At 74.8% G+C, this 22,916-nt stretch carries 22 protein-coding genes; 18 read left to right on the forward strand and 4 right to left on the reverse strand.

The window, feature by feature from the left end:
- Positions 1-89: 89 nt before the first annotated feature.
- The 3 genes from BJZ21_RS01030 to BJZ21_RS01040 all read left to right on the forward strand — a co-directional run bounded on the left by BJZ21_RS01030 (position 90) and on the right by BJZ21_RS01040 (position 2,879).
- Positions 90-284 (forward strand): CsbD family protein, encoded by a 195-nt coding sequence (locus BJZ21_RS01030; RefSeq protein ID WP_179662055.1) that lies wholly within the window; start codon positions 90-92, stop codon positions 282-284.
- Positions 285-571: 287 nt separating this feature from the next.
- Positions 572-2,107: a DEAD/DEAH box helicase gene (locus BJZ21_RS01035; RefSeq protein ID WP_179662056.1), complete on the forward strand. Its 1,536-nt coding sequence runs from the start codon at positions 572-574 to the stop codon at positions 2,105-2,107.
- An 85-nt stretch (positions 2,108-2,192) separates the two neighbouring features.
- On the forward strand, positions 2,193-2,879 hold the full coding sequence (locus tag BJZ21_RS01040; RefSeq protein ID WP_179662057.1) for a CPBP family glutamic-type intramembrane protease: 687 nt from the start codon (positions 2,193-2,195) through the stop codon (positions 2,877-2,879).
- 34 nt (positions 2,880-2,913) lie between these two features.
- Here the strand turns inward: BJZ21_RS01040 and BJZ21_RS01045 are convergent, their stop codons facing one another.
- Together BJZ21_RS01045 and BJZ21_RS01050 are read right to left on the reverse strand one after the other, a co-directional pair.
- Complete coding sequence (locus BJZ21_RS01045) at positions 2,914-3,843, reverse strand: NAD(P)H-binding protein (protein ID WP_179662058.1); 930 nt, start codon at positions 3,841-3,843, stop codon at positions 2,914-2,916.
- A gap of 71 nt (positions 3,844-3,914) precedes the next feature.
- The gene (locus BJZ21_RS01050) at positions 3,915-4,706 is read right to left on the reverse strand and encodes a MerR family transcriptional regulator (protein WP_179662059.1); all 792 of its coding nucleotides are present in this window, start codon (positions 4,704-4,706) and stop codon (positions 3,915-3,917) included.
- A gap of 100 nt (positions 4,707-4,806) precedes the next feature.
- Here BJZ21_RS01050 and BJZ21_RS01055 point away from each other — a divergent pair, with 100 nt between their 5' ends.
- Both BJZ21_RS01055 and BJZ21_RS01060 read left to right on the forward strand, forming a co-directional pair.
- Entirely contained in the window at positions 4,807-6,018 is a 1,212-nt protein-coding gene (locus BJZ21_RS01055; RefSeq protein WP_179662060.1) for an acetyl-CoA C-acetyltransferase, read from the forward strand.
- Between the two features lie 213 nt (positions 6,019-6,231).
- The gene (locus BJZ21_RS01060; RefSeq protein ID WP_179662061.1) at positions 6,232-8,469 is read left to right on the forward strand and encodes a 3-hydroxyacyl-CoA dehydrogenase NAD-binding domain-containing protein; all 2,238 of its coding nucleotides are present in this window, start codon (positions 6,232-6,234) and stop codon (positions 8,467-8,469) included.
- 18 nt (positions 8,470-8,487) lie between these two features.
- Here BJZ21_RS01060 and BJZ21_RS01065 read toward each other — a convergent pair whose 3' ends face one another.
- Entirely contained in the window at positions 8,488-9,084 is a 597-nt protein-coding gene (locus BJZ21_RS01065; protein WP_179662062.1) for a hypothetical protein, read from the reverse strand.
- Between the two features lie 166 nt (positions 9,085-9,250).
- On the opposite strand from BJZ21_RS01065, the gene BJZ21_RS01070 reads away from it, so the two are divergent.
- The 4 genes from BJZ21_RS01070 (at position 9,251) to BJZ21_RS21625 (ending at position 12,878) form a co-directional block, all read left to right on the forward strand.
- Complete coding sequence (locus BJZ21_RS01070) at positions 9,251-10,039, forward strand: SDR family NAD(P)-dependent oxidoreductase (RefSeq protein WP_179662063.1); 789 nt, start codon at positions 9,251-9,253, stop codon at positions 10,037-10,039.
- Positions 10,036-11,145 (forward strand): phosphotransferase, encoded by a 1,110-nt coding sequence (locus tag BJZ21_RS01075; RefSeq protein ID WP_179662064.1) that lies wholly within the window; start codon positions 10,036-10,038, stop codon positions 11,143-11,145. The genes BJZ21_RS01070 and BJZ21_RS01075 overlap by 4 nt, the downstream gene beginning before the upstream one ends.
- Positions 11,145-11,828 (forward strand): histidine phosphatase family protein, encoded by a 684-nt coding sequence (locus tag BJZ21_RS01080; protein ID WP_179662065.1) that lies wholly within the window; start codon positions 11,145-11,147, stop codon positions 11,826-11,828. Before BJZ21_RS01075 ends, BJZ21_RS01080 begins: the two co-directional genes overlap by 1 nt.
- 168 nt (positions 11,829-11,996) lie before the next feature.
- Positions 11,997-12,878 carry a PI-PLC domain-containing protein gene (locus BJZ21_RS21625; RefSeq protein WP_179662066.1) on the forward strand — a complete coding sequence of 294 codons (882 nt, stop codon included), beginning with the start codon at positions 11,997-11,999 and terminating at the stop codon, positions 12,876-12,878.
- Positions 12,879-12,911: 33 nt separating this feature from the next.
- On the opposite strand, the gene BJZ21_RS01090 is transcribed toward BJZ21_RS21625, so the two are convergent.
- Complete coding sequence (locus BJZ21_RS01090) at positions 12,912-13,226, reverse strand: hypothetical protein (protein ID WP_179662067.1); 315 nt, start codon at positions 13,224-13,226, stop codon at positions 12,912-12,914.
- A 227-nt stretch (positions 13,227-13,453) separates the two neighbouring features.
- On the opposite strand from BJZ21_RS01090, the gene BJZ21_RS01095 reads away from it, so the two are divergent.
- From BJZ21_RS01095 to BJZ21_RS01135, 9 genes are all read left to right on the forward strand, one after another.
- Positions 13,454-14,014 (forward strand): TetR/AcrR family transcriptional regulator, encoded by a 561-nt coding sequence (locus tag BJZ21_RS01095; protein WP_179662068.1) that lies wholly within the window; start codon positions 13,454-13,456, stop codon positions 14,012-14,014.
- A gap of 111 nt (positions 14,015-14,125) precedes the next feature.
- Positions 14,126-14,785: a PadR family transcriptional regulator gene (locus BJZ21_RS01100; RefSeq protein WP_179662069.1), complete on the forward strand. Its 660-nt coding sequence runs from the start codon at positions 14,126-14,128 to the stop codon at positions 14,783-14,785.
- Positions 14,782-14,925, forward strand: coding sequence for a hypothetical protein (locus BJZ21_RS01105; RefSeq protein WP_179662070.1), 144 nt, complete (start codon positions 14,782-14,784; stop codon positions 14,923-14,925). The genes BJZ21_RS01100 and BJZ21_RS01105 overlap by 4 nt, the downstream gene beginning before the upstream one ends.
- Complete coding sequence (locus BJZ21_RS01110) at positions 14,925-15,668, forward strand: ABC transporter ATP-binding protein (RefSeq protein ID WP_179665433.1); 744 nt, start codon at positions 14,925-14,927, stop codon at positions 15,666-15,668. Before BJZ21_RS01105 ends, BJZ21_RS01110 begins: the two co-directional genes overlap by 1 nt.
- A complete protein-coding gene (locus BJZ21_RS01115; RefSeq protein WP_179662071.1) occupies positions 15,665-18,298 on the forward strand; it encodes an FtsX-like permease family protein in 2,634 nt (877 codons plus the stop codon). Before BJZ21_RS01110 ends, BJZ21_RS01115 begins: the two co-directional genes overlap by 4 nt.
- Positions 18,299-18,436: 138 nt before the next feature.
- Positions 18,437-19,066 carry a TetR/AcrR family transcriptional regulator gene (locus BJZ21_RS01120; RefSeq protein ID WP_343051891.1) on the forward strand — a complete coding sequence of 210 codons (630 nt, stop codon included), beginning with the start codon at positions 18,437-18,439 and terminating at the stop codon, positions 19,064-19,066.
- Complete coding sequence (locus BJZ21_RS01125) at positions 19,063-19,872, forward strand: TIGR03084 family metal-binding protein (RefSeq protein WP_179662072.1); 810 nt, start codon at positions 19,063-19,065, stop codon at positions 19,870-19,872. Before BJZ21_RS01120 ends, BJZ21_RS01125 begins: the two co-directional genes overlap by 4 nt.
- Positions 19,873-19,912: 40 nt before the next feature.
- Positions 19,913-21,670, forward strand: a complete 1,758-nt coding sequence (locus BJZ21_RS01130; RefSeq protein ID WP_179662073.1) for an acyclic terpene utilization AtuA family protein — start codon at positions 19,913-19,915, stop codon at positions 21,668-21,670.
- Between the two features lie 46 nt (positions 21,671-21,716).
- Positions 21,717-22,880: an acyl-CoA dehydrogenase family protein gene (locus BJZ21_RS01135; RefSeq protein WP_179662074.1), complete on the forward strand. Its 1,164-nt coding sequence runs from the start codon at positions 21,717-21,719 to the stop codon at positions 22,878-22,880.
- Positions 22,881-22,916 lie beyond the last annotated feature (36 nt).

Here is a 22,916-nt window from a genome sequence, read left to right on the forward strand (position 1 = left end):
TGCCCTGAGGGTTTGCCCAGCGCCGGTTCGGGAACGAACCGGGTGCACGTGCGGCTTCCGACCGTGCGGCATGACGGAGGAGATCAGTCATGGGTCTGGACGACAAGCTGGGCAACAAGAGCGAGGACCTCGGCGGCAAGGCCAAGGAGGCCACGGGCAAGGCCACCGGCAACGAGAGCATGGAGAACGAGGGCAAGGCCGACCAGGGCAAGGCGTCGGTCAAGCAGGCCGGCGAGCACGTCAAGGACGCCGCCAAGGACGTCAAGGACGGCCTCGGCAACTAGCCCTCCGGCTCCGCCGGCCGGCCGCCCCGGGCCCTCCGGCCCGGTGGGGCTGGCGCCGGGGCGCCCGCGACGGGCCGGCAGGACGGGAGCGCGGTCACGCGCGCCGATTCCCCTCCTGCCGGCCCGTTGGCGTACCGTCAGCACCAGCAGCCCGGCCAGTCTTGCCTCGGGCCGTGCTGGCGGTGATCCCGGGATCGCCGCGGCCTCCCTCGGGAGGCGCCTCCGGCCCCCCACTCCAAGGCGGGGCTCCTGTGGCGAGACAACGCCGACAGTGAGTGATCTTCTCCGTGCCTTCTTCCGCCCCTGCCCTTTCCGCTGACTCCTTCGCCGAGCTCGGCGTCCCCTCCGACCTGGTGGCCCTGCTGGCCGACCAGGGCATCACCATCCCCACGCCGATCCAGGCCGCCACGCTGCCCGACTCGCTGGCCGGCCGCGACGTGCTCGGCCGGGGCCGCACCGGTTCCGGCAAGACCTACGCGTTCCTGCTGCCGCTCGTCGCCCGGCTCGCCGGCGGCCGTGCGGCCCGCACGAAGGCGCCGCGCGCGCTGATCCTCGCGCCCACCCGTGAGCTCGTCGCCCAGATCGAGGCCTCGCTGGCGCCGCTGGCCGCCGCCGCGGGCCTGACCACGCGCACCGTCTTCGGCGGCGTCGGCCAGAACCCCCAGGTCCAGGCGCTGCGCAAGGGCGTCGACATCCTGCTGGCCTGCCCGGGCCGGCTCGAGGACCTCATCGGCCAGGGGCACTGCTCCCTCGAGGCCGTCGAGGTCACGGTCCTCGACGAGGCCGACCACATGGCCGACCTGGGCTTCCTGCCCGCCGTACGCCGGCTCCTGGACCGCACGCCCCGCGACGGCCAGCGGCTGCTGTTCTCGGCGACGCTGGACAAGGCGATCGACGTGCTGGTCAAGCGCTTCCTGCAGCAGCCGGTCACCCACGAGGCCGACTCGGTGCAGGCGCCGGTGACCGCGATGGACCACCACGTCCTGCACGTGGCCCGCGAGCACCGGGTGCCGGTGCTCGTCGACCTCACCAGCGCCCCCGGCCGGACCGTGGTGTTCACCCGGACCAAGCACGGCGCGAAGGCGCTGGCCCGTCAGCTGAACAAGTCCGGGGTGCCCTCGGTCGAGCTGCACGGCAACCTCTCCCAGAACGCCCGCACCCGCAACATGGAGGCCTTCCACTCCGGCCGGGCCACCACGCTGGTCGCCACCGACATCGCCGCGCGCGGCATCCACGTCGACGACGTCTCGCTGGTCGTCCACGCCGACCCGCCGGTCGAGCACAAGGCCTACCTGCACCGCTCGGGGCGTACGGCGCGGGCCGGTGCGGCCGGCACCGTGGTCACGCTGATGACCGACGAGCAGGTGCGCGACGTCCGGGCGCTGACCCGGGCGGCCGGCATCAAGCCGACCACCACCCGCATCGACGGTCCCGCGCACCCGGTGCTGGCCCAGCTGGCCCCGGGCGAGCGGCTGACGGTCCCCGGCGGCCTGGTGCTGGAGGTGTCCGCGCCCCAGTCCGGGCAGGGCGGCGGGTCCGCCTCCGGCCGGTCCTCCGAGCCCGGTCGTCGCTCGCGTCGCCGTCGCGGTGGCTCCGGTGCCCCCAGCGGCTCGGCCGGCTCCGGTGGCTCGGGCGGCGGGCAGAAGCCGGGCGGCCGCAAGCCGGGCGGCCAGAAGCCGGGCGGCCAGAAGTCGGGCGCGCCGAGCCAGGGCGGCCAGGCCCGCTCCGGCCAGCGCCCCGGGCAGCGGTCCGGCCAGCGGTCCGGTGGCCAGGGCGCGACGGGCTCGCACAGCGCGGCGTCGTTCAGCTCCGGCCGCCGCTGACGCTCCGCCCTCCGGCGCCGACGGTCCTCGTCCGGCGCCGGTCGGGCTGGTCCGGCCCCGTAGGGTCGCGGCGAGGGGGTGACCCGTGCTGACCTTCGTGCGCCGCGCACTGTGGGACGTCGTCCCGCGCGACCACCGCGAGTCGCCGGCGGCCCTGCGCCGCCGGCAGCTCGTGACGGTCGGCTTCGTGCTGCTCGGCGGCGTGGTGCTCGGCCTGTCGCTGCGCATCGAGCCGGGCAGCGGGTGGTTCTACGCCGCCACGCTGGCGCTGGCGGGGGTGTGGACCGTCGGGGCGTTCGTCTCCGGCCCGCTGCACCTCGGCCGGATCACCACCAGCGGCGGGCTGCGCCGGCCGGTGGTCACGCCGGTCCTGGTCGGGGCGGTCCTGGTGGCGATCTTCGGTCTGGGCGGGCTGGTGGTGCGCGAGATCCCGTTCCTCGACCAGCAGGTCCGCTCGGTCCTCGACCACGCGGCCGCGGGCTCCTGGCCGCTGCTGGTGCTGATCACCGCCGTGAACGGGGTCGCGGAGGAGCTGTTCTTCCGCGGCGCGGCGTACGCCGCCACCCCGCACCACCCGGTCCCGGTCACCACGGTGGCGTACACCCTCGCCACCCTGGCCACCGGCAACGTGATGCTCGCGTTCGCCGCGGTCCTGCTCGGGATCGTCGTCGGCCTGCAGCGGCGGGCCTCCGGTGGCATCCTCGCGCCGGTCCTGACCCACGTCACCTGGTCGGTCTCGATGCTGTTCCTGCTGCCGGCCCTCTTCGGCTAGCCGGACCGTCCCGACCGGCCGCCGGGCCGGCGAGTCAGCGGGCCCCGCCCTCGTCGAGGGCGCGGCGCACGGCCTCGGCGTAGGCGATCGGCTCGCCCGGCACGATCTCGCGGATGGCGTGGTCGGTCACCACCACCTCGGTGCCCATCGAGTCGATGAGGTTGCGGGCGGTGGTGATGTCGACGTCGGTGACCAGCGAGAGCCAGTACGACGAGAGCCGGGGCGAGAGCACCGGCACCCGGACGATCGGGACCGGCCGGCCGGCGGAGATCTCCGAGGCGATCTGGAGCATCTCGAGGTAGCTCATCTGCTCCGGACCGCCGATCTCGAAGACCCGGCCGTAGGCCTCGGGCCGCCCGATCACCCCGGCGAGGTAGCGGACCACGTCGTCGAGCGCGATCGGCTGGGTGCGGGTCGAGACCCAGCGCGGCACCACCATCGCCGGGAGGTTCTTCACCAGCTGGCGGGTGAGCTCCCAGGAGATGCCGCCGGCGCCGACCACGATCGCCGCCCGCAGCACCGTGACCGGGACGCCGGCCTCGCCGAGCAGCGTCTCCACCTCCCGGCGGGAGCGCAGGTGAGGGGAGAGGTCCTCGTCGTCGGAGCCCAGCCCGCCCATGTAGACGATCTGCCGGACGCCCGCCGCGGCCGCCGCGCGCCCGAAGTTCCGGGCCGCCTCGGCGTCCTTGCGCTCGAAGTCCGGGTCGTCCAGGGAGTGCACGAGGTAGACGGCGACGTCCGCGCCCTCGAGCGGGTCGCTCAGCGACGACCGGTCGCCCACGTCGCCGTACACCGGCTCCCCGGGCCCGTCGTACCTCTCGGGGTTGCGGGTCATCGCCCGCACGGTCATCTCGCGGTCGACCAGCTCGGGGACCAGCCGCCGCCCGATGAACCCGGTCGCGCCGGTGACCAGCACGGTCGGCTTCTCCAGCGGCTCCGGGGACGGCGCCCGATCTTCGCTCATGCGCCCACAGTAGGGGCCCCGGCCAGCGCGGCCCGTCGAGCTGCCGGCGAGCGGCCGGGCGGGCAGGTGGCTCAGCGGCCGGTCGAGGGCCGGCGGGCCCGCTCGGCGATGCTCTCGCGCTTGGTCTCGTCCATCGCGCTCTCGTACGCCGAGACCAGGCTCGCGACCGACAGCGGCTTGAGCCGCTCCACGACCTCGCGCAGCCGCTCGGGGGAGGCGCCGGACTCCTTGTACGCCGGCCAGACCATCGTCCGGAACAGCGCGTGGAGCTCCTCGGCGATCTCCCGTCCGTGCCGGGCGTAGACGTCGGCGGCGGCGAGCGCCGCCTCGGTGGGGAACCCCAGGTCGAGCAGGCCCAGGCCGACGGTGAGCTGGGAGGTGGCGACCTCGAACCGGCCCCGCTTGGCGCGGAAGACGATCCCGAGCGCGGCGAGGGTGGTCAGGTCCTCCTCGGCGAGCGCCCGGCCGGCGCGCCGCTCGAGCTCGGCGCGGGTCATCTCGACGGGCGCCTCGGCCTGCCACGGCGCGAGCATCGCCCGGTGCAGGGCGATGTCCTCGGGGGTGGCGTCGGCGGGGATGTTCGCGACGTACCTCTCGATCGCCGCCAGCGTGAACCCGTGGCCCTGCAGCTCGCGGACCAGCTCGATCCGTGCGACGTGGTCGGGCGTGTAGTAGCCGGACCGGCCGCGCCGCAGCGGCGGCGGCACCAGGCCCTTGGTGGTGTAGAAGCGGATGTTGCGCACGCTCATCTGGGTCCGGGCGGTCAGCTCGTCCAGCGAGAGCAGCTCGCGGGCCGGCCCCACCCGGTCACCCGCCAGGTCGCCCGCCCGGTCGCCCGCCCGCTCCTCGGCCGTGCCCGTCATCGGGCTCCTCCCGGGACCGGGGCCCGGTCCGGGGCGGGAGTGACCCAGGCCACGACCGGCGACTGCTTGACCATGACAGTGATGGTGTCACAATCGGGTCATGGCTGAAGCATTCGTGTACGACCACGTTCGTACGCCGCGGGGCAAGGGCAAGAAGGTCGGGTCGCTCCACGAGGTCAAGCCGATCGACCTCGTCGTGGGGCTGCTGGACGAGGTCAGGGAGCGCAACCCCGGGCTCGACCCGGCCCGCGTGGACGACGTGGTGCTCGGCGTCGTCACCCCGGTCGGCGACCAGGGGGCCGACATCGCCAAGACCGCGGCGCTCAAGGCGGGCTACCCCGACACCGTCGCCGGCGTGCAGCTCAACCGGTTCTGCGCCTCCGGGCTCGAGGCGGTCAACCAGGCGGCGTCCCGCGTCCGCGGCGGATTCGAGGACCTGATCCTCGCCGGCGGCGTGGAGTCGATGAGCCGGGTGCCGATGGGCACCGACGGCGGCGCCTGGGCGATGGACCCCGCCACCGCGCTGCAGACGGGCTTCGTCCCGCAGGGCATCGGCGCCGACCTGATCGCCACCATCGAGGGCTTCAGCCGCGACGACGTCGACGCCTACGCCGCCGAGTCCCACCACCGGGCCGCCAAGGCCTGGGCGAACGGCTACTTCGCCAACTCGATCGTGCCGGTCAGGGACCTCAACGGGCTGACCGTGCTGGACCACGACGAGCTGGTCCGCCCCGACACCAGCCCCGAGGGCCTGGCCGCGCTGAAGCCGTCGTTCGCCGACATCGGCGCCCAGGCGGGCTTCGACTCGGTGGCGCTGGAGAAGTACCACTGGGTCGAGCGGATCGACCACGTCCACCACGCCGGCAACTCCTCGGGCATCGTCGACGGCGCCGCGATCGTGGCGATCGGCAGCGAGGAGGTCGGCACCGAGCTCGGCCTGACCCCGCGGGCCCGGGTGCTCGCCACAGCGGTCTCCGGCGCCGACCCCACGATCATGCTGACCGGCCCCGCGCCGGCCGCCCGCAAGGCGCTGGCCAAGGCCGGGCTCGAGGTCGAGGACATCGACCTGTTCGAGATCAACGAGGCGTTCGCGGCGGTGGCGATGCGGTTCATGCGCGACCTCGACATCAGCCACGAGATCACCAACGTCAACGGCGGCGCCATCGCGATGGGCCACCCGCTCGGCGCCACCGGCGCGATGATCCTCGGCACCCTCGTCGACGAGCTGCGCCGGCGCGACCTGCGCCGCGGCCTGGCCACGCTCTGCGTCGGTGGCGGGATGGGCATCGCGACCATCGTCGAGCTCGTCTGAGCCCTCCGTTGAGTTGGGCTCCGCGCCGCCTCGAGTTGGGCGGTACGCCGGGACGAGGCCCAACTCAACGCGGCGCCGGGCCCAACTCAACGCGGCGCCGGGCCCAACTCAACGCGGCGCCGGGCCCAACTCAACGCGGCGCCGGGCCCAACTCAACGCGGCGCCGGGCCCAACTCAACATTTCCTCGCCACGAACGAAGGACACCGACAGGCATGACTGAGACCAGCACCGAGCAGGCCGCCGCGGACCACGAGACCGCGGTCCGCTACGAGCGGGACGCCGACGGCATCGTCACGCTGACCCTCGACGACCCGACGGCCAGCGCCAACACGATGAACGACCTCTACATCGCGTCGATGGAGGCGGCGGTCGACCGGTTGTACGCCGAGGTGGCCGAGGACGAGCAGCGCGTCACCGGGGTGGTGATCGCCAGCGCGAAGAAGACCTTCTTCGCGGGCGGCAACCTGACCACGATGGTGCAGGCGACCCGGGACGACGCGGCCGAGGTGTTCGCGACCTGCGAGCGGGTCAAGGCCGCGCTGCGCCGGCTCGAGCTGCTCGGCCGGCCGGTCGTCGCGGCGATCAACGGCGCCGCGCTCGGCGGCGGCTACGAGATCTGCCTGGCCGCCAACCACCGGATCGTCGTGGACGACCCGAAGGCCGAGGTCGGGCTGCCCGAGGCGAGCCTGGGGCTGCTGCCGGGCGGGGGCGGCGTGACCCGCACCGTGCGGATGCTGGGGATCCAGCCGGCGCTGATGGACGTGCTGCTGCAGGGCACCCGGTTCAAGCCCGCCCAGGCCCTGGAGAAGGGCCTGGTCGACGAGGTCGTCGCCACCCGCGAGGAGCTGGTCCCCACCGCGAAGGCGTGGATCCGGGCCAACCCCGACGCCGCCCAGAACCCCTGGGACGCCCCCGGCTACAAGATGCCCGGCGGCACCCCGAGCAACCCCAAGCTGGCGGCGTTCCTGCCGGCGTTCCCGGCGCTGCTGCGCCAGCAGACCAAGGGCGCGGACTACCCGGCGCAGCGGGCGATCCTGTCCGCCGCGGTCGAGGGCGCGCAGGTCGACTTCGACACCGCCTCGCGGATCGAGTCGCGCTACCTGACCAGCCTGGTGGTCGACCAGGGCTCGAAGAACATGATCCAGGCGTTCTTCTTCGACCTGCAGGCGATCAACGCCGGCAAGCTGCGCCCCGAGGGCGTCTCCACCTACCGCGCCACCAAGGTGGGCGTGCTCGGCGCCGGCATGATGGGCGCCGGCATCGCCTACTCCTGCGCCCGCGCCGGGATGCAGGTGGTCCTCAAGGACGTCGCGCTGGAGAGCGCCGAGAAGGGCCGGGCCTACAGCGAGAAGCTGCTGGACAAGGCGATCGCGAGGGGCCGCAGCACCGAGGAGAAGAAGGCCGAGCTGCTCGGCCGGATCACCCCGACCGCCGACCCGGCCGACCTCGCCGGCTGCGACCTGGTCATCGAGGCGGTCTTCGAGGACCCGGGCTTGAAGAAGCAGGTCTTCGCCGAGGTCGCGGCGCACGTCAACGCCGACGCGCTGCTGTGCTCCAACACCTCGACGCTGCCGATCACCGAGCTGGCCGCGGGCGTGGACCGGCCGGAGGACTTCATCGGGCTGCACTTCTTCAGCCCCGTCGACAAGATGCCGCTGGTCGAGATCATCCGCGGCGCGCAGACCTCCGACGAGGCGCTGGCCAAGGCCTACGACGTGGTCCAGCAGATCCGCAAGACCCCGATCGTGGTCAACGACAGCCGCGGCTTCTACACCTCGCGGGTGATCGGCACCATGGTCAACGAGGGCCTGGCGATGCTCGCCGAGGGCGTGCACCCGGTCTCGCTGGAGCGGGCCACCACCCAGGCGGGCTACCCGGTCGGCGTGCTGCAGCTCAGCGACGAGCTGAACATGGAGCTGTTCAAGAAGATCAGCACCGCCACCCGCACCGCGGTCGAGGCCGCCGGGCGGACCTACGAGCCGCACCCGGCGGAGGCGGTCATCGACACGATGATCGGGCTTGGCCGGCCCTCGCGGCTCAAGGGCGCGGGCTTCTACGAGTACGACGAGTCCGGCCGGCGGCTCTCGCTGTGGAAGGGTCTCGCGGACACCTTCCCGGTCGCCGCCGACCACGGCGAGGCGGCCGTGCCGTTCGCCGACGTCCAGGAGCGGATGCTGTTCGCGGAGGCGATCGAGACCGCCAAGTGCTTCGAGGAGGGCGTGATCACCTCGGCCGCCGCGGCCAACATCGGCTCGATCATGGGCATCGGCTTCCCGCCGAACACCGGCGGGGCCGCGCAGTTCATGCAGGGCTACGAGCACGACGGCCGGATCGGCCTCGCGGCGTTCGTGGCGCGCGCCGAGCAGCTCGCCGAGCGGTACGGCGAGCGGTTCCGGCCCACGGCGTACCTCCGCGAGCTGGCCGCCTCCGGCGGGAGGCTCCCCGCCTGAGGCGGTCCTGCTCCCGGGTCAGCCCTTCGAGCTGAACCAGGGGTGGTGCAGGTCGTAGTAGGTCGCGTCCTGCATCGCCCACTGCAGGGTGTCCAGGATCTCGGCCGGCGGCTCGACCTGCTCGCCCTGCCGGGCGCTGGTCTCGTCGCGGAACGCGATCGTCTCGGTGAACGTGCCGTCGGGCTCGATGGCCAGCGTGCCGCCGAGGATCTCGGGCCGCATCCGGTGCAGCGTGTCGGTGTCGGAGGTCATCATGGTCCTGAGCCGGTCGACGTCGTCGACCTTGCCGCGGATGACCTGGACGAAGCCCGCGTCGTCGGAGCCGCCGCCCATCAGCAGCGTGACGTCGTCGCAGTCGTGGTACTCCAGCTCGCCGTCGACCAGCGCCGCCATCTGCTCGGCCCAGGCCTGCTGCTCGGGCCGCCGGGAGTTGCGCATCGCGGCCTCCCGCGACTCGAAGCGCACGATGCCGAGGAACGTGTCGTCGTCGGTGAACCCGTAGGTCCCGCCCAGCCAGCCGTCCGCGGTGGGTCCGAGCTCCTCGCGCCACCGGTCGGCGAGGGCGTGGAGCTCGTCCTGGCGGCTGCACCTGCCCTGGATGATCTGGATGAACACCGGCTTCCTCCTTGCCGTCGCCGGGCCGCCTCCGGATGAGGTGGTCCCGCTCTCGACGCTAGGAAGACCGGCCGGAGGAGTCCATGGCGTGATCGGGCCACCCCGCTGGGGATGGGCGTGGACGGCGGGGAGAGCAGGCTCCGGCCCGCGGACTAGGGTGCCCGGCATGGACTTCGCGCCGCCTGCCCGCGCCGCCGCCCCGTCCCGGCGGCGGGTGCTCGTCACCGGGGCCGCGTCCGGCCTCGGCCTGGCGCTCTCCGACGCGTTCGAGGCGCGCGGGGACGTCGTGCTGCGGACCGATGCGGCCGGCGGCGATCTGACGCTGGACGTCCGGTCCGACGAGGACTGGGCCGCGGCGCTGGCCCACGTCGAGGCGACCTGGGGCGGGCTCGACGTGCTGGTCAACAACGCCGGGGTGGCCGGGGGCGGCCGGCTCGACGTCGCCGGCCTCGACGAGTGGGCGTGGCTCACCGAGGTCAACCTGTTCGGGGCCGTGCGCGGGACCCGGACGTTCGTCCCGCTGTTCAAGCGGCAGCGCTCGGGGGCGATCGTCAACGTGGCCTCGCTGGCGGGGCTGGTGCACCCGGCCGGCATGGCGTCCTACAACGCGGTGAAGGCCGCGGTGGTGGCGCTGACCGAGACCACCGGGCACGAGCTGGCGGCGTACGGCGTGTCCGCGCACGTCGTGTGCCCGTCGTACTTCCGGACCAACCTGATGGCCTCGATGCGCGGCCGCGACCAGGCGCTGGCCCGGGTGATGTCCCACCTGGTCGACTCCTCGCCGACCTCGGCCGAGGACGTGGCCGCGGCGGTGCTCGACGGGCTGGACCGGGGCGAGGAGCTGATCGTGCCGGACCCGGCCGCCCGGCAGGCGTGGGCGCTCAAGCAGCAGGACCGTCCGGCCTACGACGCGGTGATGCGCGCGCAGGCCGCCAAGCTGGAGGAGATGACGTGAGGGACGAGGCCTCGACCGACGAGAGCCGGCCGGTGCGTGAGGAGGACGCGTTCGACGTCGGGGCGGTGGCCGGCTGGCTGCGCGGGCACGCCGCGGACTGGGCGCGCGACCGGCTGGCGGGCACCCCGTCGGTGCGGCAGTTCCCGGGCGGCGCCTCCAACCTGACCTACCTGCTGTCGTGGCCCGACCTGGACCTGGTCCTGCGTCGCCCGCCCGCCGGCGCGAAGGCGGCCGGCGCCCACGACATGGGCCGGGAGTACCACCTCCAGGCGGCGCTCGCGCCGGTCTTCCCCCACGTGGCGCGGATGGTCGGGTTCTGCGAGGACGCCTCCGTGATCGGCTCGGAGTTCTACGTCATGGAGCGGCTCGACGGCACGATCCTGCGCCGGGACCTGCCCTGGGCGCTCACCGAGGACGAGGCGTCCACGCTGTGCGAGCGCGCGCTGGACGTGCTGGTCGACCTGCACTCCGTCGACGTGGGCGCGGTGCCGGAGCTGGCCCGGCTGAACCGCGGTCCCGGGTACGTCGGCCGCCAGGTCTCCGGGTGGATCGGCCGGTTCGACCGGGCGCGTACCGACGACACCGGGGACTGGTCCGACCTGACCGCCTGGCTCGAGGCGCACCAGCCCGAGGACGTGGCGCAGCGGCTGATCCACAACGACTTCCGCTTCGACAACCTGGTGCTCGCACCGGGGGAGCGGTCGCTGCGGATCATCGGCGTCCTGGACTGGGAGATGGCCACCGTCGGCGACCCGCTGATGGACCTCGGCGGCATGCTCGCCTACTGGGTCGAGGCCGGGGACGACGAGTTCTTCCAGTCCTTCCGCCGCCAGCCGACTACCGCGCCCGGCATGTGGACGCGGGAGCGGTTCGTGGCGGCGTACTGCGCCCGGATGGGCTTCGAGATGACGCCCGAGTGCTGGCGGTTCTACGAGGTGTTCGGGCTGTTCCGGCTCGCGGTGATCGCCCAGCAGATCTGGTACCGCTACTACCATCGGCAGACCACCAACGAGGCGTACGCCGTGTTCGGGCCCGCGGTCGGCTACCTGGAGAAGCGCTGCCGGCAGCTGGTCTCGGCCGGCTCGAGCGCCGAGCGCAGGCCCTGATGGGGGTCGTGCTGCTGGTCCGGCACGGGCAGGCGTCCTTCGGCGCCGACGACTACGACGTGCTCTCGGAGACCGGCTGGGAGCAGAGCCGGTTGCTCGGGGCGTGGCTGGCCGAGCGCAAGGTGGCCCCCGACGTCGTGTGGCGCGGCGCGATGCGCCGGCACCGGGAGACCGCCGAGGGGATGCTGGCCGGCGCCGCGTGGGAGGTGCCGGTGGAGGTCGACCCCGGGTGGGACGAGTTCGACCACCTCGGCGTGGTCGCCGCCTTCCCGGGCGCACCCGCGGGTGATGCGATGCGGGCCGGTGACCGGCGCGAGTTCCAGCGGCTCTTCGAGCGTGCCACCGCGCGGTGGAGCGCCGGCGGGCACGACGAGGACTATCCGGAGTCCTACCCGGCGTTCCTCGCCCGGGTCCGCGCCGCGCTCGACCGCGCCTGCGCGGCCGCGGGGCCGGGCGGGACCGTGGTCGCGGTCAGCTCGGGCGGCCCGATCGCGGCCGCCTGCGCCGCACTGGTCGACCCGACCGGCGAGGACCCCGCCGTGCTGGCGCGGTTGTGGGCCCGGTTCAACACGGTCACGGTGAACTCCTCGGTGACCAGGGTGGTGGTCGGCCCGACCGGTCCGCGGCTGCTCACCTTCAACGAGCACCCGCACCTCGAGGGCGAGCACCTCACCTACCGCTGACGGCTCGGTGGTGCCGGGGGGCGCGGGGGCGCCGGTGGTCCCGGTGACCTGGTTCATCCGACCGGTCCGGATTGAGGACGACCGTCAGCGGGCATCACCTCCTCCACGGGGAGTCCCGGTGGTGGCGCGCCTCGCGTCGCGACCTTCCCGTCGACCCCGGAGGTCCCCGTGCGGCTCGTGGTGCTGCTCGTCGTCTTCATCGCCGGCACCATCTACGCCGGAGCGTCTCCGGTGCGGCTGCCGCTCAACTGCGCCGCGGCCCTTCGCGGCGCCTGGCCGGTGCCACGGGTGCCCCAGGGGCACGCCCATAACGACTACGAGCACCGGCACCCGCTCACCGACGCCCTGGCGGCCGGGTTCACCAGCGTCGAGGCCGATGTCTGGGCCGTGGACGGCGAGCTGCTGGTCGCGCACCAGCGGAACCAGGTGGACCCGTCGCGGACCCTGGAGAAGCTCTACCTCCGCCCGCTCGCCCGCGACGTGCGCGGGGGGTCGCTCCCTCCCCGGGTGCAGCTGCTGGTCGACGTCAAGGGTGCGCCCGCGGGGACGCTGCCGCTGCTGCGCACCGAGCTCGCGTCGTACTCCTCGATGCTCACCCGCTACCGCGGCTGTACGGCGGTGCCGGGCCCGGTCAGCGTCGTGGTCTCCGGCAACGCGCACCCGGTCGTCCCGGATCCCGGCACCACGTCGCTGTTCGGCTACGACGAGCCGCTCCGGCCGGGGCATCAGCGCCCCGTCGGGGAGGCCGTCACCCCGCTCGCCTCGGCGGACTGGGCCGACTTCTTCACCTGGGACGGTCGCGGCGACATGCCGCGCGACGAGCACGACCGCCTCCTCCGGCTGGTCGAGGGAGCACACGCCGCGGGCTCCGCGATCCGGTTCTGGGACACCCCGGACGACCCCGGCCCGGCACGGGACGACCTCTGGCGAGAGCTCGCCGCCGACGGTGTGGACTACGTCAACACCGACGATCTCGCCGGCTATGCGGCGTTCCGCCGTCAGTCGCAGCCGCGGCCGTCTCCATCCGCGCTGGCAGCGGGCGGGTCGTAGCCGCGGTCGAGGCGATGCCGGGACCGCCCCGCGTCAGTCGGGGCCACGGACCTGCCGGCCGTCGCCCTCGCCCGCCGGCGGCTCCGGCGGCTCCGGGCCGGTGTCGGCGTCGGCGTTGAGGTCCGCGTCCGCGTCCGCGTCCGCGGTGAGGTCGCTGCGTGCCGCGGCCCGGGCGCCGCTGGCGGTGCTCCAGGACCAGAACGCGCCGGCGGCGACCAGCCCGACCACGAGACCGATCACGGCTCCGGGCTTGCCCGCGGCGGCGTACCCGATGCCGGCCGGCACGGCCACGATCGCCACGCGGGCGAGCAGGAAGGTCAGCTCGTCGACCGCGCCCCGTCCGTCCATCCCCGGCATCGTGCCAGACCCCGAGACCGGGGGCCGGGACCACGGGTGCCCGCGCGGGTTGAACAAATGTATGTTCAAACGGCGGAGGCACCCCCCGAGACCGGGGCCCGGGCGCCCCCCGGGAGACGGCGGCGCCGATGGCTCACCCCGACCCCCCGAGCCCCCGGGAGCTCGGTGGCTGTGGAGAGCGGCGGGCGGGCCGGGACGATCCGTGGTGGGCTCGGCACATGCCGCGCAACGTGCTGATCATGGACGTGCTGGACTCGCTGCTGGACGCGCTGTTCCGGCTGGTGGTCGGGCGCGGTGACCTCGCCCCGTCGCTGCGCGCCCTCGCCGCGGACGCGGGCATGAGCCCCGCCGGCGTGGTGCACCACTTCGGTTCCCGCCAGCACGCCCTGCACCTGGCCGTCGCCCGCTGGTCGAAGCAGCGGGCCGAGGACCTGCCGTGGGTCGGCGGGCCGGAGGACCTGGTGCGCCTGCTCCCGGAGCGCGAGGACCAGGTCCACGACGCCGCCTTCGACCTCGCGCTGGTCGCGATGGGCCGGGGCGACGAGGGCATCGCCCGGTCGATGGCCGAGCTCCGCCGGGCCCGGCGGCTTCGCCTGCAGCGGGCCGTGCCCCACCTCGACGACGCCTGGCTGGACCTCGTGGTCGCGGCGCTCGACGGGCTGCTCCTGGCCAGGTCGCTGCCCGGCGACCCGCTCAAGGCGGAGTGGGCCCGGGCGGCGCTCGCCCGGCTGCTCGAGCTGCTGCCCAGCGAGCCCAGCGAGCGCGCCCCAGCCTCCTGACCCCCCGCCGCGCCGGCACGCGATCATCGACCGGCCCGCTACATACGTGGTATACATACTCGGTATCCACGACTCGACGGGGGCCGTGGAGCACTCGTCGGGAGGTCGGCCATGTCGGTGAAGCAGGCGCTGCTCGCGCTGCTGGAGCAGGAGCCGATGTACGGCTACCAGCTGCGCACGGAGTTCGAGCAGCGGACGGGGTCGACCTGGCCGCTCAACGTCGGGCAGGTCTACACGACCCTGACCCGGCTCGAGCGGGACGGGCTGGTCGAGACCGCGGCGGCGGACGAGCCCGCGGACGGGGGTGCGACGCACGGGGCGATCTACCGGATCACCGCCGCGGGGCGCGAGGAGGTGGCGGCCTGGTTCACCACGCCGGTGGCCCGCACCCAGCCGCCGCGAGACGAGCTCGCGATCAAGCTGGCGCTGGCCGTGACGGTCCCGGGGGTCGACGTCGGCCAGGTCATCCAGCAGCAGCGGGGCGCGACGATGACGGCGCTGCAGGACTACACCCGGCTCAAGCGGCGGGGAGCGGGCGCGGCGGGGGACGGGCGCCACGAGCTGGCCTGGAGCCTGGTGCTGGACTCGCTGATCTTCGCCGCCGAGGCCGAGATCCGCTGGCTCGACCACTGCGAGGCCCGCCTGCGGCGCGCCGCCGCCGAGCGCCGGGCCGCGGCGACCGCGGCGCCCTCCGCGCCCTCCGCGTCCTCCGCGCCCCCCGCGTCCTCCGCGCCGACCGAGCCCGCCGAGACCCGGGACGGCACCCGGTGACCGCGCAGCTCGGGCCCGAGCAGGCCACCCGCCTGCACCGGGCCGAGGACCGGTGGCTGGCGCTGTGCGCGGTCCGGCTGCGTCGCTCGCCGTCCCGTCGCCCGGTCCGCGGCACCCGGGGCCGGAAGGCGGTGCGGTGATGCACCCGGTGATGGACCCGGTGCTGCAGCTGGTGCAGGTGACCCGGGTGCACGGGCAGGGGGCGACCGAGGTGGTCGCCCTGCGGGAGGTCTCGTTCGCGGCCCACGCCGGCGAGCTGGTGGCGGTGATGGGCCCCTCGGGCTCCGGCAAGTCGACGCTACTCACGCTGGCCGGCGGGCTGGACGAGCCGACCTCGGGCGCGGTGCGCGTCGAGGGCAGCGACCTGGCCACGCTCGGCCACCCGGGACGCGCGCGGATGCGGCGTACCTCGATCGGCTACGTCTTCCAGGACTTCAACCTGATCCCGGCGCTGACCGCGGCGGAGAACGTCGCGCTGCCGCTCGAGCTCGACGGCGTCCGGGCCCGCGAGGCCCGCCGCGCCGCGCGCGCCGCGCTGGACGAGGTCGGGATCGGCGACCTGGCCGACCGGTTCCCCGACGAGATGTCCGGCGGGCAGCAGCAGCGGGTGGCGATCGCCCGGGCGGTGGTCGGCGAGCGCCGGCTGATCCTGGCCGACGAACCCACCGGGGCGCTGGACACCCAGACCGGCGAGGACGTGCTGACGCTGCTGCGTGCTCGTTGCGACGCCGGCGCCGCCGGTGTGCTGGTCACGCACGAGGCCCGGCACGCGGCCTGGGCCGACCGGGTGGTCTTCCTCCGCGACGGCGTCGTGGTGGACGAGTCCGGCTCGCTGCCGGTCGACGCGCTGCTCGAGCCGGGCCTGCTGGGGGGACCGGCGTGAGCCGGTGGTGGGCCGGCTGGCGCCTGGCGCTCCGCCTGGCCCGGCGCGAGGCGCTGCGCGCACGGGGGCGCAGCGTGCTCGTGCTGGTGATGATCGCGCTGCCGGTGCTGGGCGTCACGGCCGCCGACGTGCTGATGAAGACCCAGGACGTCAACACCCGGGAGTCGCTCGACCGCCGCCTGGGCCAGGCCCAGGCCCGGGTGAGCGTCCAGCCGGGCGTGGACACCGTCGTGCAGTGGATCGACCCCGACCGGACCGCGACCTCGGACGGAAGCGAGGACTCCGTCCCGCTGACCGCCCAGCAGGTCTCCCGGACACTCGGCGGCGCCCGCCTGGTCGAGGAGCGGCGCGGCCAGGTCCCGGTCACCACCGACGACGGCCGGCGCGACGTCGCGGCGACCGGGCTCGACCTGCGCGACCCGGTCACGCGCGGGCTCTACCGGCTCACCGCCGGCCGCTGGCCCGCCGCGCCGGGTGAGGTGGTGGTCAACGCCGCGCTGACTGCGCAGGGCTACTCGCTCGACGGCCGCCTCGACGTGGTGGGTCGACCGGCCGCGCGCGATCCCCGGATCGTGGGGATCGCCGAGGACGCCACCGCCCGGGACTACCCGCAGGTCGCGGGCCCGATCGGCACCTTCCACGACGACACCCCCGGCACCACCACCTGGCTGGTGGCCGGCGACCCGGTGACCTGGGACCAGGTCCGGGCGCTGAACCGGCGGGGAGCCACAGTGCTGTCGCGCGCGGTGGTCGAGGACCCGCCGCCGATGCCGCCGCAGATCCGGCAGTACGTCGACCAGTCGAACCAGTCGACCATCGCGGTCGTGGTGCTCGTCGTGGTGATGGCGCTGATCGAGGTGGTGCTGCTGGCCGGTCCGGCGTTCGCGGTCGGCGCACGCCGGCAGTCCCGCTCGCTGGCGCTGCTGGCGGCCACCGGCGGCACCCCGCCCCAGGCGCGCCGGGTCGTGCTTGCCGGCGCGGTGGTGCTCGGCGGCGTCGCCGCGCTGGTCGGCGTGGGGGCGGGAATCGGCGCCGGACGGCTGCTCGTGCCGGTGCTGCAGGCACGGTCCGGCACCTGGTTCGGCCCGTTCGAGGTGCCGTGGCGGCACCTGGCCGGCATCGCGGCGTTCGGCCTGGCCAGCGCAGTCCTCGCGGCCGCGGCGCCGGCCTGGCTGGCCTCCCGCCAGGACGTGGTCGCGGTGCTGGCCGGCCGCCGCGGGGACCGGAAGGCCTCGCTGCGCTCGCCGATCCTCGGCGTGCTGCTGCTCGGCGCCGGGGTGGCGGCCGCGGCGTACGGCGCCTCGGGCGGCGGGAGCGCCAGCGCGGCGTACCCGATCGCGGGCGCGGCCATCGTGTCGGTGCTCGGGATGGTGCTGCTCGTGCCGGTCGTGCTCGTGCTGGTCGGCCGGCTGGCCCGACGGCTGCCGCTGACCCTGCGGTACGCCGCCCGCGACGCCGCGCGACACCGCTCCCGCACCGCGCCCGCCGTCGCCGCCGTGGCCGCGACCGTGGCCGGTGTGGTCGCGCTTGGGATCGCCGTGGCCAGCGACGAGGCGCAGAACGCCGCCCACTACGACCCCTTCCTGGCCGCCGGCGCCGGCGTCGTCACGGCCCCGCAGGGGGTCCGGACGGACTGGGCCGCGATGCGGCGGGTCGTGGAGGGCGACGTCCCCGGCGCCGTCGTGGACCGGGTCCGGGGGCTGGGGACACCCGGGGACGGCTACACCGAGGTGAGCCTGGCGCGTCACCACGAGCCGTTGCTGTGGAGCTACGGGACGAGGTTCGGCGCCGACGTGCTGGTCTCCGACGGGTCGCTGCCCGCCGGCCTCGTCGGCATCTCCGGCTCCGACCGGCGGCGGGCGGAGCGGGCGCTCGCGGCCGGTGGGTTGGTGGCGTTCACCGACCAGGGCGCGACCGACGGGCCGGTGCGGCTGCGGATCCGGATCTCGGACGATCGCGGCCGGAGACAGGGTCGACCGGTGCGGGCCACGGTCCCGGCCACCGTCGTACCGATCGGGAACACGGAAGGGGAGCCGCAGGCCGTGGTGTCCTCCGCCCTTGCCGACCGGCTCGGGCTGCGGGTGGTCCCGGTGGGGCTGACCGTGGGCGGCACCGACATCTCCGCGGCCGAGCAGGAGGCGGCCACCGAGGGGCTGGCCGCGGTCGACGACGGGGCCTCGTTCTACGTCGAGCGCGGCTACGTGCCGGACAGCTCGACGCTGATCATCGAGTGGATCCTCTTCGGGCTCGGGGCCGTGCTGATGCTCGGTGGCACGCTGACCGCGACGTTCCTGGCGCTCTCCGACGCCCGGCCCGACCTGGCCACGCTGGCCGCGGTGGGGGCCGCGCCCCGGACCCGGCGCGGGGTCGCCGCGTCGTACGCGACCTTCGTGGGGGTGGTCGGCGCGCTGCTCGGCGTGGCCGTCGGCTTCATCCCGGGGGTGGCGATCACCTATCCGCTGACCGGCGCCGACTGGTCGCCCGGCGGAGCGGGCGCCGGCGCGGCGCACTTCCTCGACGTCCCGTGGCTGCTGGTGCTCGGGCTGGTCGTCGCCCTCCCGCTGCTCACCGCCGCGGTCGTCGGGCTCTGCGTCCGCTCCCGGCTCCCCCTCGTCGCCCGGCTGGACTGAGGCCTTTGGGGTAGTCCGTGACGTTTGGGTCGCCTTACTGACGAGTAACCGACCCAAACGTCACGGACTACCTCTTCTATCCGACCCAACTAAAAGTCAGGCTTGACTGTTTGTTGCTGTCGGGCGGATGCTGGCGGGGTGAGCAGCCAGGCGGGGACCGTGCGGGTGCCCCAGGAGGAGCGGACCCGGGCGATGCGGGCCCGGCTGCTCGAGGCCACGGTCGAGTGCCTGGTCGAGCGTGGCTTCGGCGGGACCTCGACCACGCTGGTCTCCGAGCGGGCCGGGGTCAGCCGGGGCGCCCAGCTGCACCACTTCCCGACCAAGAACGCGCTGGTGGTCGCCGCGGTCGAGCACCTCACCGACGTCCGGGCGGCCGAGCTGGAGAAGGCGGCGGCCGCGCTGCCGACCGGGCCGCGGCGCACCCGCGCGGTGCTCCAGATGCTCGCCGACCACTTCACCTCCCCGGTCTTCACCGCGGCCCTCGAGCTGTGGGTGGCGGCCCGGACCGACCCGGCGCTGCTGGCGGCGGTCGCACCGCTGGAGCAGCGGGTGGGCCGCGAGACCCACCGGCTCACCGTCGACCTGCTCGAGGCCGACGAGGCCCGGCCGGGCGTGCGCGAGCTGGTGCAGGCCACGCTCGACCTGGTCCGCGGCCTGGGCCTGGCCAACACCATCACCGACGACGTCCGGCGCCGGCACCGGATCCTCGACCAGTGGGCGGCCACCCTCGACGCCGCGCTCGGCGCCACCCCGCAGGAGGACGCATGACCGCCACCAGCAGCCTGCTCGACGACCTGCTGGCCGACCTCGCCGCGGAGGGCGACCGGCTCCGCGACACGGTGGCCGGGCTCGACGACTCCGCCGACGGCGGCTGGCACACCCCGACCCCGGCGGCCGGCTGGGACGTCGCCGCCCAGGTCGCCCACCTCGCGTGGACCGACGAGGCGGCCACCGCCGCCGCCACCGACAAGGCGGCCTGGGACGCGCTGGTGCGGCAGGCCCTCGGCGACCCCGACGGGTTCGTGGACGCCGAGGCGCACCGGCTCGCCGCGCTCCCGGCCGCCGACCTGCTCGCCCGCTGGGACCGGGGGCGGACGACGCTGGCGAAGGCGCTCCACGACTACCCCTCGGGGCAGAAGATGCCGTGGTTCGGCCCGCCGATGGCGCCGGCGTCGATGGCGACCGCCCGGTTCATGGAGACCTGGGCACACGCGCTCGACGTGTACGACGCGCTCGGCGCCGCCCGGCCCGAGCCCACCGACCGGATCCGGCACGTGGCCCACCTCGGCGTGCGGACCAGGGACTTCGCGTTCGGCACCCACGGGCTCGAGCCGCCGGCCGGCGAGTTCCGCGTCGAGCTCGTCGCCCCGTCCGGGGCGCTGTGGACCTGGGGTCCCGAGGGCGCCGACCAGCGGGTCAGCGGCCCGGCGTACGACTTCTGCCTGCTGGTCACCCGGCGCGTGCACCGCGACGACACCGACCTGGTCGCCGCCGGGGCGGACGCGGAGCGCTGGCTCGGCCTGGCGCAGGCGTTCGCGGGCCCGCCCGGCGAGGGGCGCGGCCGGCGTGGCTGACCCGATGACTGACACGGTGACTGACCCGGGGGCTGACCCGATGACTGACCCGGGGACCGGCCCGCTGCTCGTCGGCAACTGCTCGGGCTTCTACGGCGACCGGCTCTCGGCGATGCGCGAGATGCTCGAGGGCTCGGTCGGGGGGCGACCCCTCGACGTGCTCACCGGCGACTACCTGGCCGAGCTCACGATGCTGATCCTGGGCAAGGACACGCTCAAGGACCCCTCCCTCGGCTACGCGCGGACCTTCGTCCGGCAGGCCGAGGACTGCCTCGGGCTGGCGCTCGAACGGGGGGTCCGGATCGTCGCCAACGCCGGCGGCCTCAACCCCGCCGGCCTGGCGCGGCGGCTGCGCGAGGTCGCGGCCGGCCTCGGCCTCGACGTCGCGGTCGCGCACGTCGAGGGTGACGACCTGCGTCCGGTCGCGGCGGAGCACGGCTGGGCGGGCGCGCTCACCGCCAACGCCTACCTGGGCGGCTTCGGCATCGCCGCCGCCCTGCGCGGCGGCGCGGACGTCGTGGTCACCGGCCGGGTCACCGACGCCTCGCTGGTGGTGGGGCCCGCGGTCGCCCACTTCGGCTGGACGCCGGAGTGCTACGACGAGCTCGCGGGCGCCGTCGTGGCTGGGCACGTCCTGGAGTGCGGGACGCAGGCGACCGGCGGCAACTTCTCCGGCTTCCTGGGCCTGGCTCGCGCCGGCGCGCTGTCCCGGCCGCTCGGCTTCCCGGTGGCCGAGCTCGCCGCCGACGGGTCCAGCGTGATCACCAGGGCAGACGGCGCCGGCGGCGCGGTCACCGTCGACACCGTGACCGCCCAGCTGGTCTACGAGGTCCAGTCGACCCACTACCTCGGCCCCGACGTCACCACCGAGCTCGACTCGGTCCGCCTCGAGCAGGTCGGACCGGACCGGGTCGCGGTCACCGGGGTGCGGGGGACGGCGCCGCCGGAGCGGCTGAAGGTCTGCCTCAACGAGCTCGGCGGGTGGCGCAACACGGTGGAGTTCGTGCTCACCGGACTGGAGGTCGAGGAGAAGGAGCGGTGGCTGCGCGACCAGCTCGGCCCCGCGCTGACCGCCGCGTCCGTGTCCTGGACCCGCGGGTCGTTCCCGGCCGAGGACGCGGCCACCGAGGAGGGTGCGTCCTGCCTGCTGCGGTGCACGGTCATGGACCCCTCCCCGGACCCGTGCGGCAAGGCGTTCACCGGCCCCGCGGTCGAGCTCGCGCTCGCGTCGTACCCCGGCTTCACGATGACCGGCCCGCCCGCCGCGCCCACGCCGTACGGCGTCTACCGGGCGGCGTTCGTCGACCGCGGGGCGCTCACGCACACCGTCGTGCACGCCGACGGCCGTCGTGAGGTCGTGCCCGACCCGGAGACGTTCGGCGAGGTGCCGCCCGACGCCGGCCGGCGGCCCTCGCCGTACCCCGCCCCCGCCGACTCGCTCAACCGCCGCCTGCCGCTGGGCACCTTCGTGCACGCCCGCTCCGGCGACAAGGGCGGCGACGCGAACCTCGGGCTGTGGGTCGCGCACGAGGGCCCCGGCCACCCCGAGAAGTACGACGCGCGGGTCACCTGGCTGGCCAAGCTGATCACCCCGAAGAAGATCCGCGAGCTGGTCCCCGAGGCGGCCGACCTCGAGATCGACGTCTACGTGCTGCCGAACCTCGGCGCGGTCAACGTGGTGCTCCGCGGGCTGCTCGGCGCCGGGGTGGCCGCCTCGACCCGCTTCGACCCGCAGGCCAAGGGGCTCGGGGAGTGGGTCCGCTCGCGGATGGTGCACATCCAGGAGGGACTGCTGTGACCCGGAGCGCGTGCTGCTGCCGGCCCCAGAGCCCGGGGGCCCGGTCGTGACCGCCGAGCGCGACGCCCTGCGCGCGACCGCGGCCGAGTTCGTACGCCGGGAGGTGGCACCGCACCTCGACGGCTGGGAGGACGCGGGCTCGGTCCCGCGCGCGCTGCACGCCAAGGCGGCCCGCCAGGGGCTGCTCGGCGTCTCGTTCCCCGAGGCCGTCGGCGGCGAGGGCGGCGACCTGCTGGACTCGGTCGCGCTGCAGGAGGCGATGTTCGAGGCCGGCGCCTCCAGCGGGCTGATGGCGGCGCTGTTCACCGGCGGCATCGCGCTGCCGCACCTCGCGGCCTCCGGCGACGCCGACCTGGTCGACCGGTTCGTCCGCCCGACCCTGGCCGGGGCGACGATCGGCGCGCTCGCGATCACCGAGCCCGGCGGCGGCTCCGACGTCGCGGGCCTCCGCACGACCGCCGTGCGGGACGGCGGGGAGTACGTGGTCAACGGCACCAAGACGTTCATCACCAGCGGGGTCCGGGCGGACTTCGTGACCACCGCCGTCCGCACCGGCGGGCCGGCCGGCCCCGGGGGTGGCCACGCGGGCATCTCGCTGCTCGTCGTCGAGAAGGGCACGCCGGGCTTCACCGTCGACCGGGCGCTGGGCAAGATGGGCTGGCACTGCTCCGACACCGCCGAGCTGTCCTTCGTCGACGCGCGGGTCCCGGTGGCCAACCTGGTCGGCGCGGAGAACTCCGGCTTCTACCAGATCGCCGAGCAGTTCGTCGTCGAGCGGATCGCGCTGGCGGTGCACGCCTACGGCATCGCGGCCCGCAGCCTGGCGCTGACCGCGGCGTACTGCCGCGACCGCGAGACCTTCGGCAGGCCGCTGGTCGCCAACCAGGTGGTCCGGCACAAGCTCGTCGAGATGCACCGGCAGGTCGAGGTCGCCCGCACGTACACCCGCGAGGTGGCCCGGCGCCACGTCCTGCACACCCGGGGGCAGGGCGAGAACGTCGTCGCCGAGGCCTGCCTGGCCAAGCAGACCGCCTGCGACGCCGCCACCCACGTCTGTCACGAGGCGGTCCAGCTGCACGGCGGGGCCGGCTACCTGCACGGGACCGAGGTGGAGCGGCACTACCGCGACGCCCGGATCCTGCCGATCGGAGGAGGAGCGACCGAGGTGCTGACCGATCTGGCCGCACGGCTGTTGGGCTACACACCGTGACCGCGGACGCGGTGGTCGAGCCCGCCGAGCCGGCCG

This window comes from Nocardioides panaciterrulae, assembly GCF_013409645.1.
Lineage (GTDB): Bacteria > Actinomycetota > Actinomycetes > Propionibacteriales > Nocardioidaceae > Nocardioides > Nocardioides panaciterrulae.

Coding starts and splice junctions, on each gene's coding strand:
- BJZ21_RS01030 (WP_179662055.1), top strand. CDS start 90: ATGGGTCTGGACGACAAGCTGGGCAACAAGAGCGAGGACCTCGGCGGC.
- BJZ21_RS01045 (WP_179662058.1), bottom strand. CDS start 3,843: ATGAGCGAAGATCGGGCGCCGTCCCCGGAGCCGCTGGAGAAGCCGACC.
- BJZ21_RS01050 (WP_179662059.1), bottom strand. CDS start 4,706: ATGACGGGCACGGCCGAGGAGCGGGCGGGCGACCGGGCGGGCGACCTG.
- BJZ21_RS01055 (WP_179662060.1), top strand. CDS start 4,807: ATGGCTGAAGCATTCGTGTACGACCACGTTCGTACGCCGCGGGGCAAG.
- BJZ21_RS01060 (WP_179662061.1), top strand. CDS start 6,232: ATGACTGAGACCAGCACCGAGCAGGCCGCCGCGGACCACGAGACCGCG.
- BJZ21_RS01070 (WP_179662063.1), top strand. CDS start 9,251: ATGGACTTCGCGCCGCCTGCCCGCGCCGCCGCCCCGTCCCGGCGGCGG.
- BJZ21_RS01080 (WP_179662065.1), top strand. CDS start 11,145: ATGGGGGTCGTGCTGCTGGTCCGGCACGGGCAGGCGTCCTTCGGCGCC.
- BJZ21_RS01090 (WP_179662067.1), bottom strand. CDS start 13,226: ATGGACGGACGGGGCGCGGTCGACGAGCTGACCTTCCTGCTCGCCCGC.
- BJZ21_RS01095 (WP_179662068.1), top strand. CDS start 13,454: ATGCCGCGCAACGTGCTGATCATGGACGTGCTGGACTCGCTGCTGGAC.
- BJZ21_RS01100 (WP_179662069.1), top strand. CDS start 14,126: ATGTCGGTGAAGCAGGCGCTGCTCGCGCTGCTGGAGCAGGAGCCGATG.
- BJZ21_RS01110 (WP_179665433.1), top strand. CDS start 14,925: ATGCACCCGGTGATGGACCCGGTGCTGCAGCTGGTGCAGGTGACCCGG.
- BJZ21_RS01125 (WP_179662072.1), top strand. CDS start 19,063: ATGACCGCCACCAGCAGCCTGCTCGACGACCTGCTGGCCGACCTCGCC.
- BJZ21_RS01130 (WP_179662073.1), top strand. CDS start 19,913: ATGACTGACCCGGGGACCGGCCCGCTGCTCGTCGGCAACTGCTCGGGC.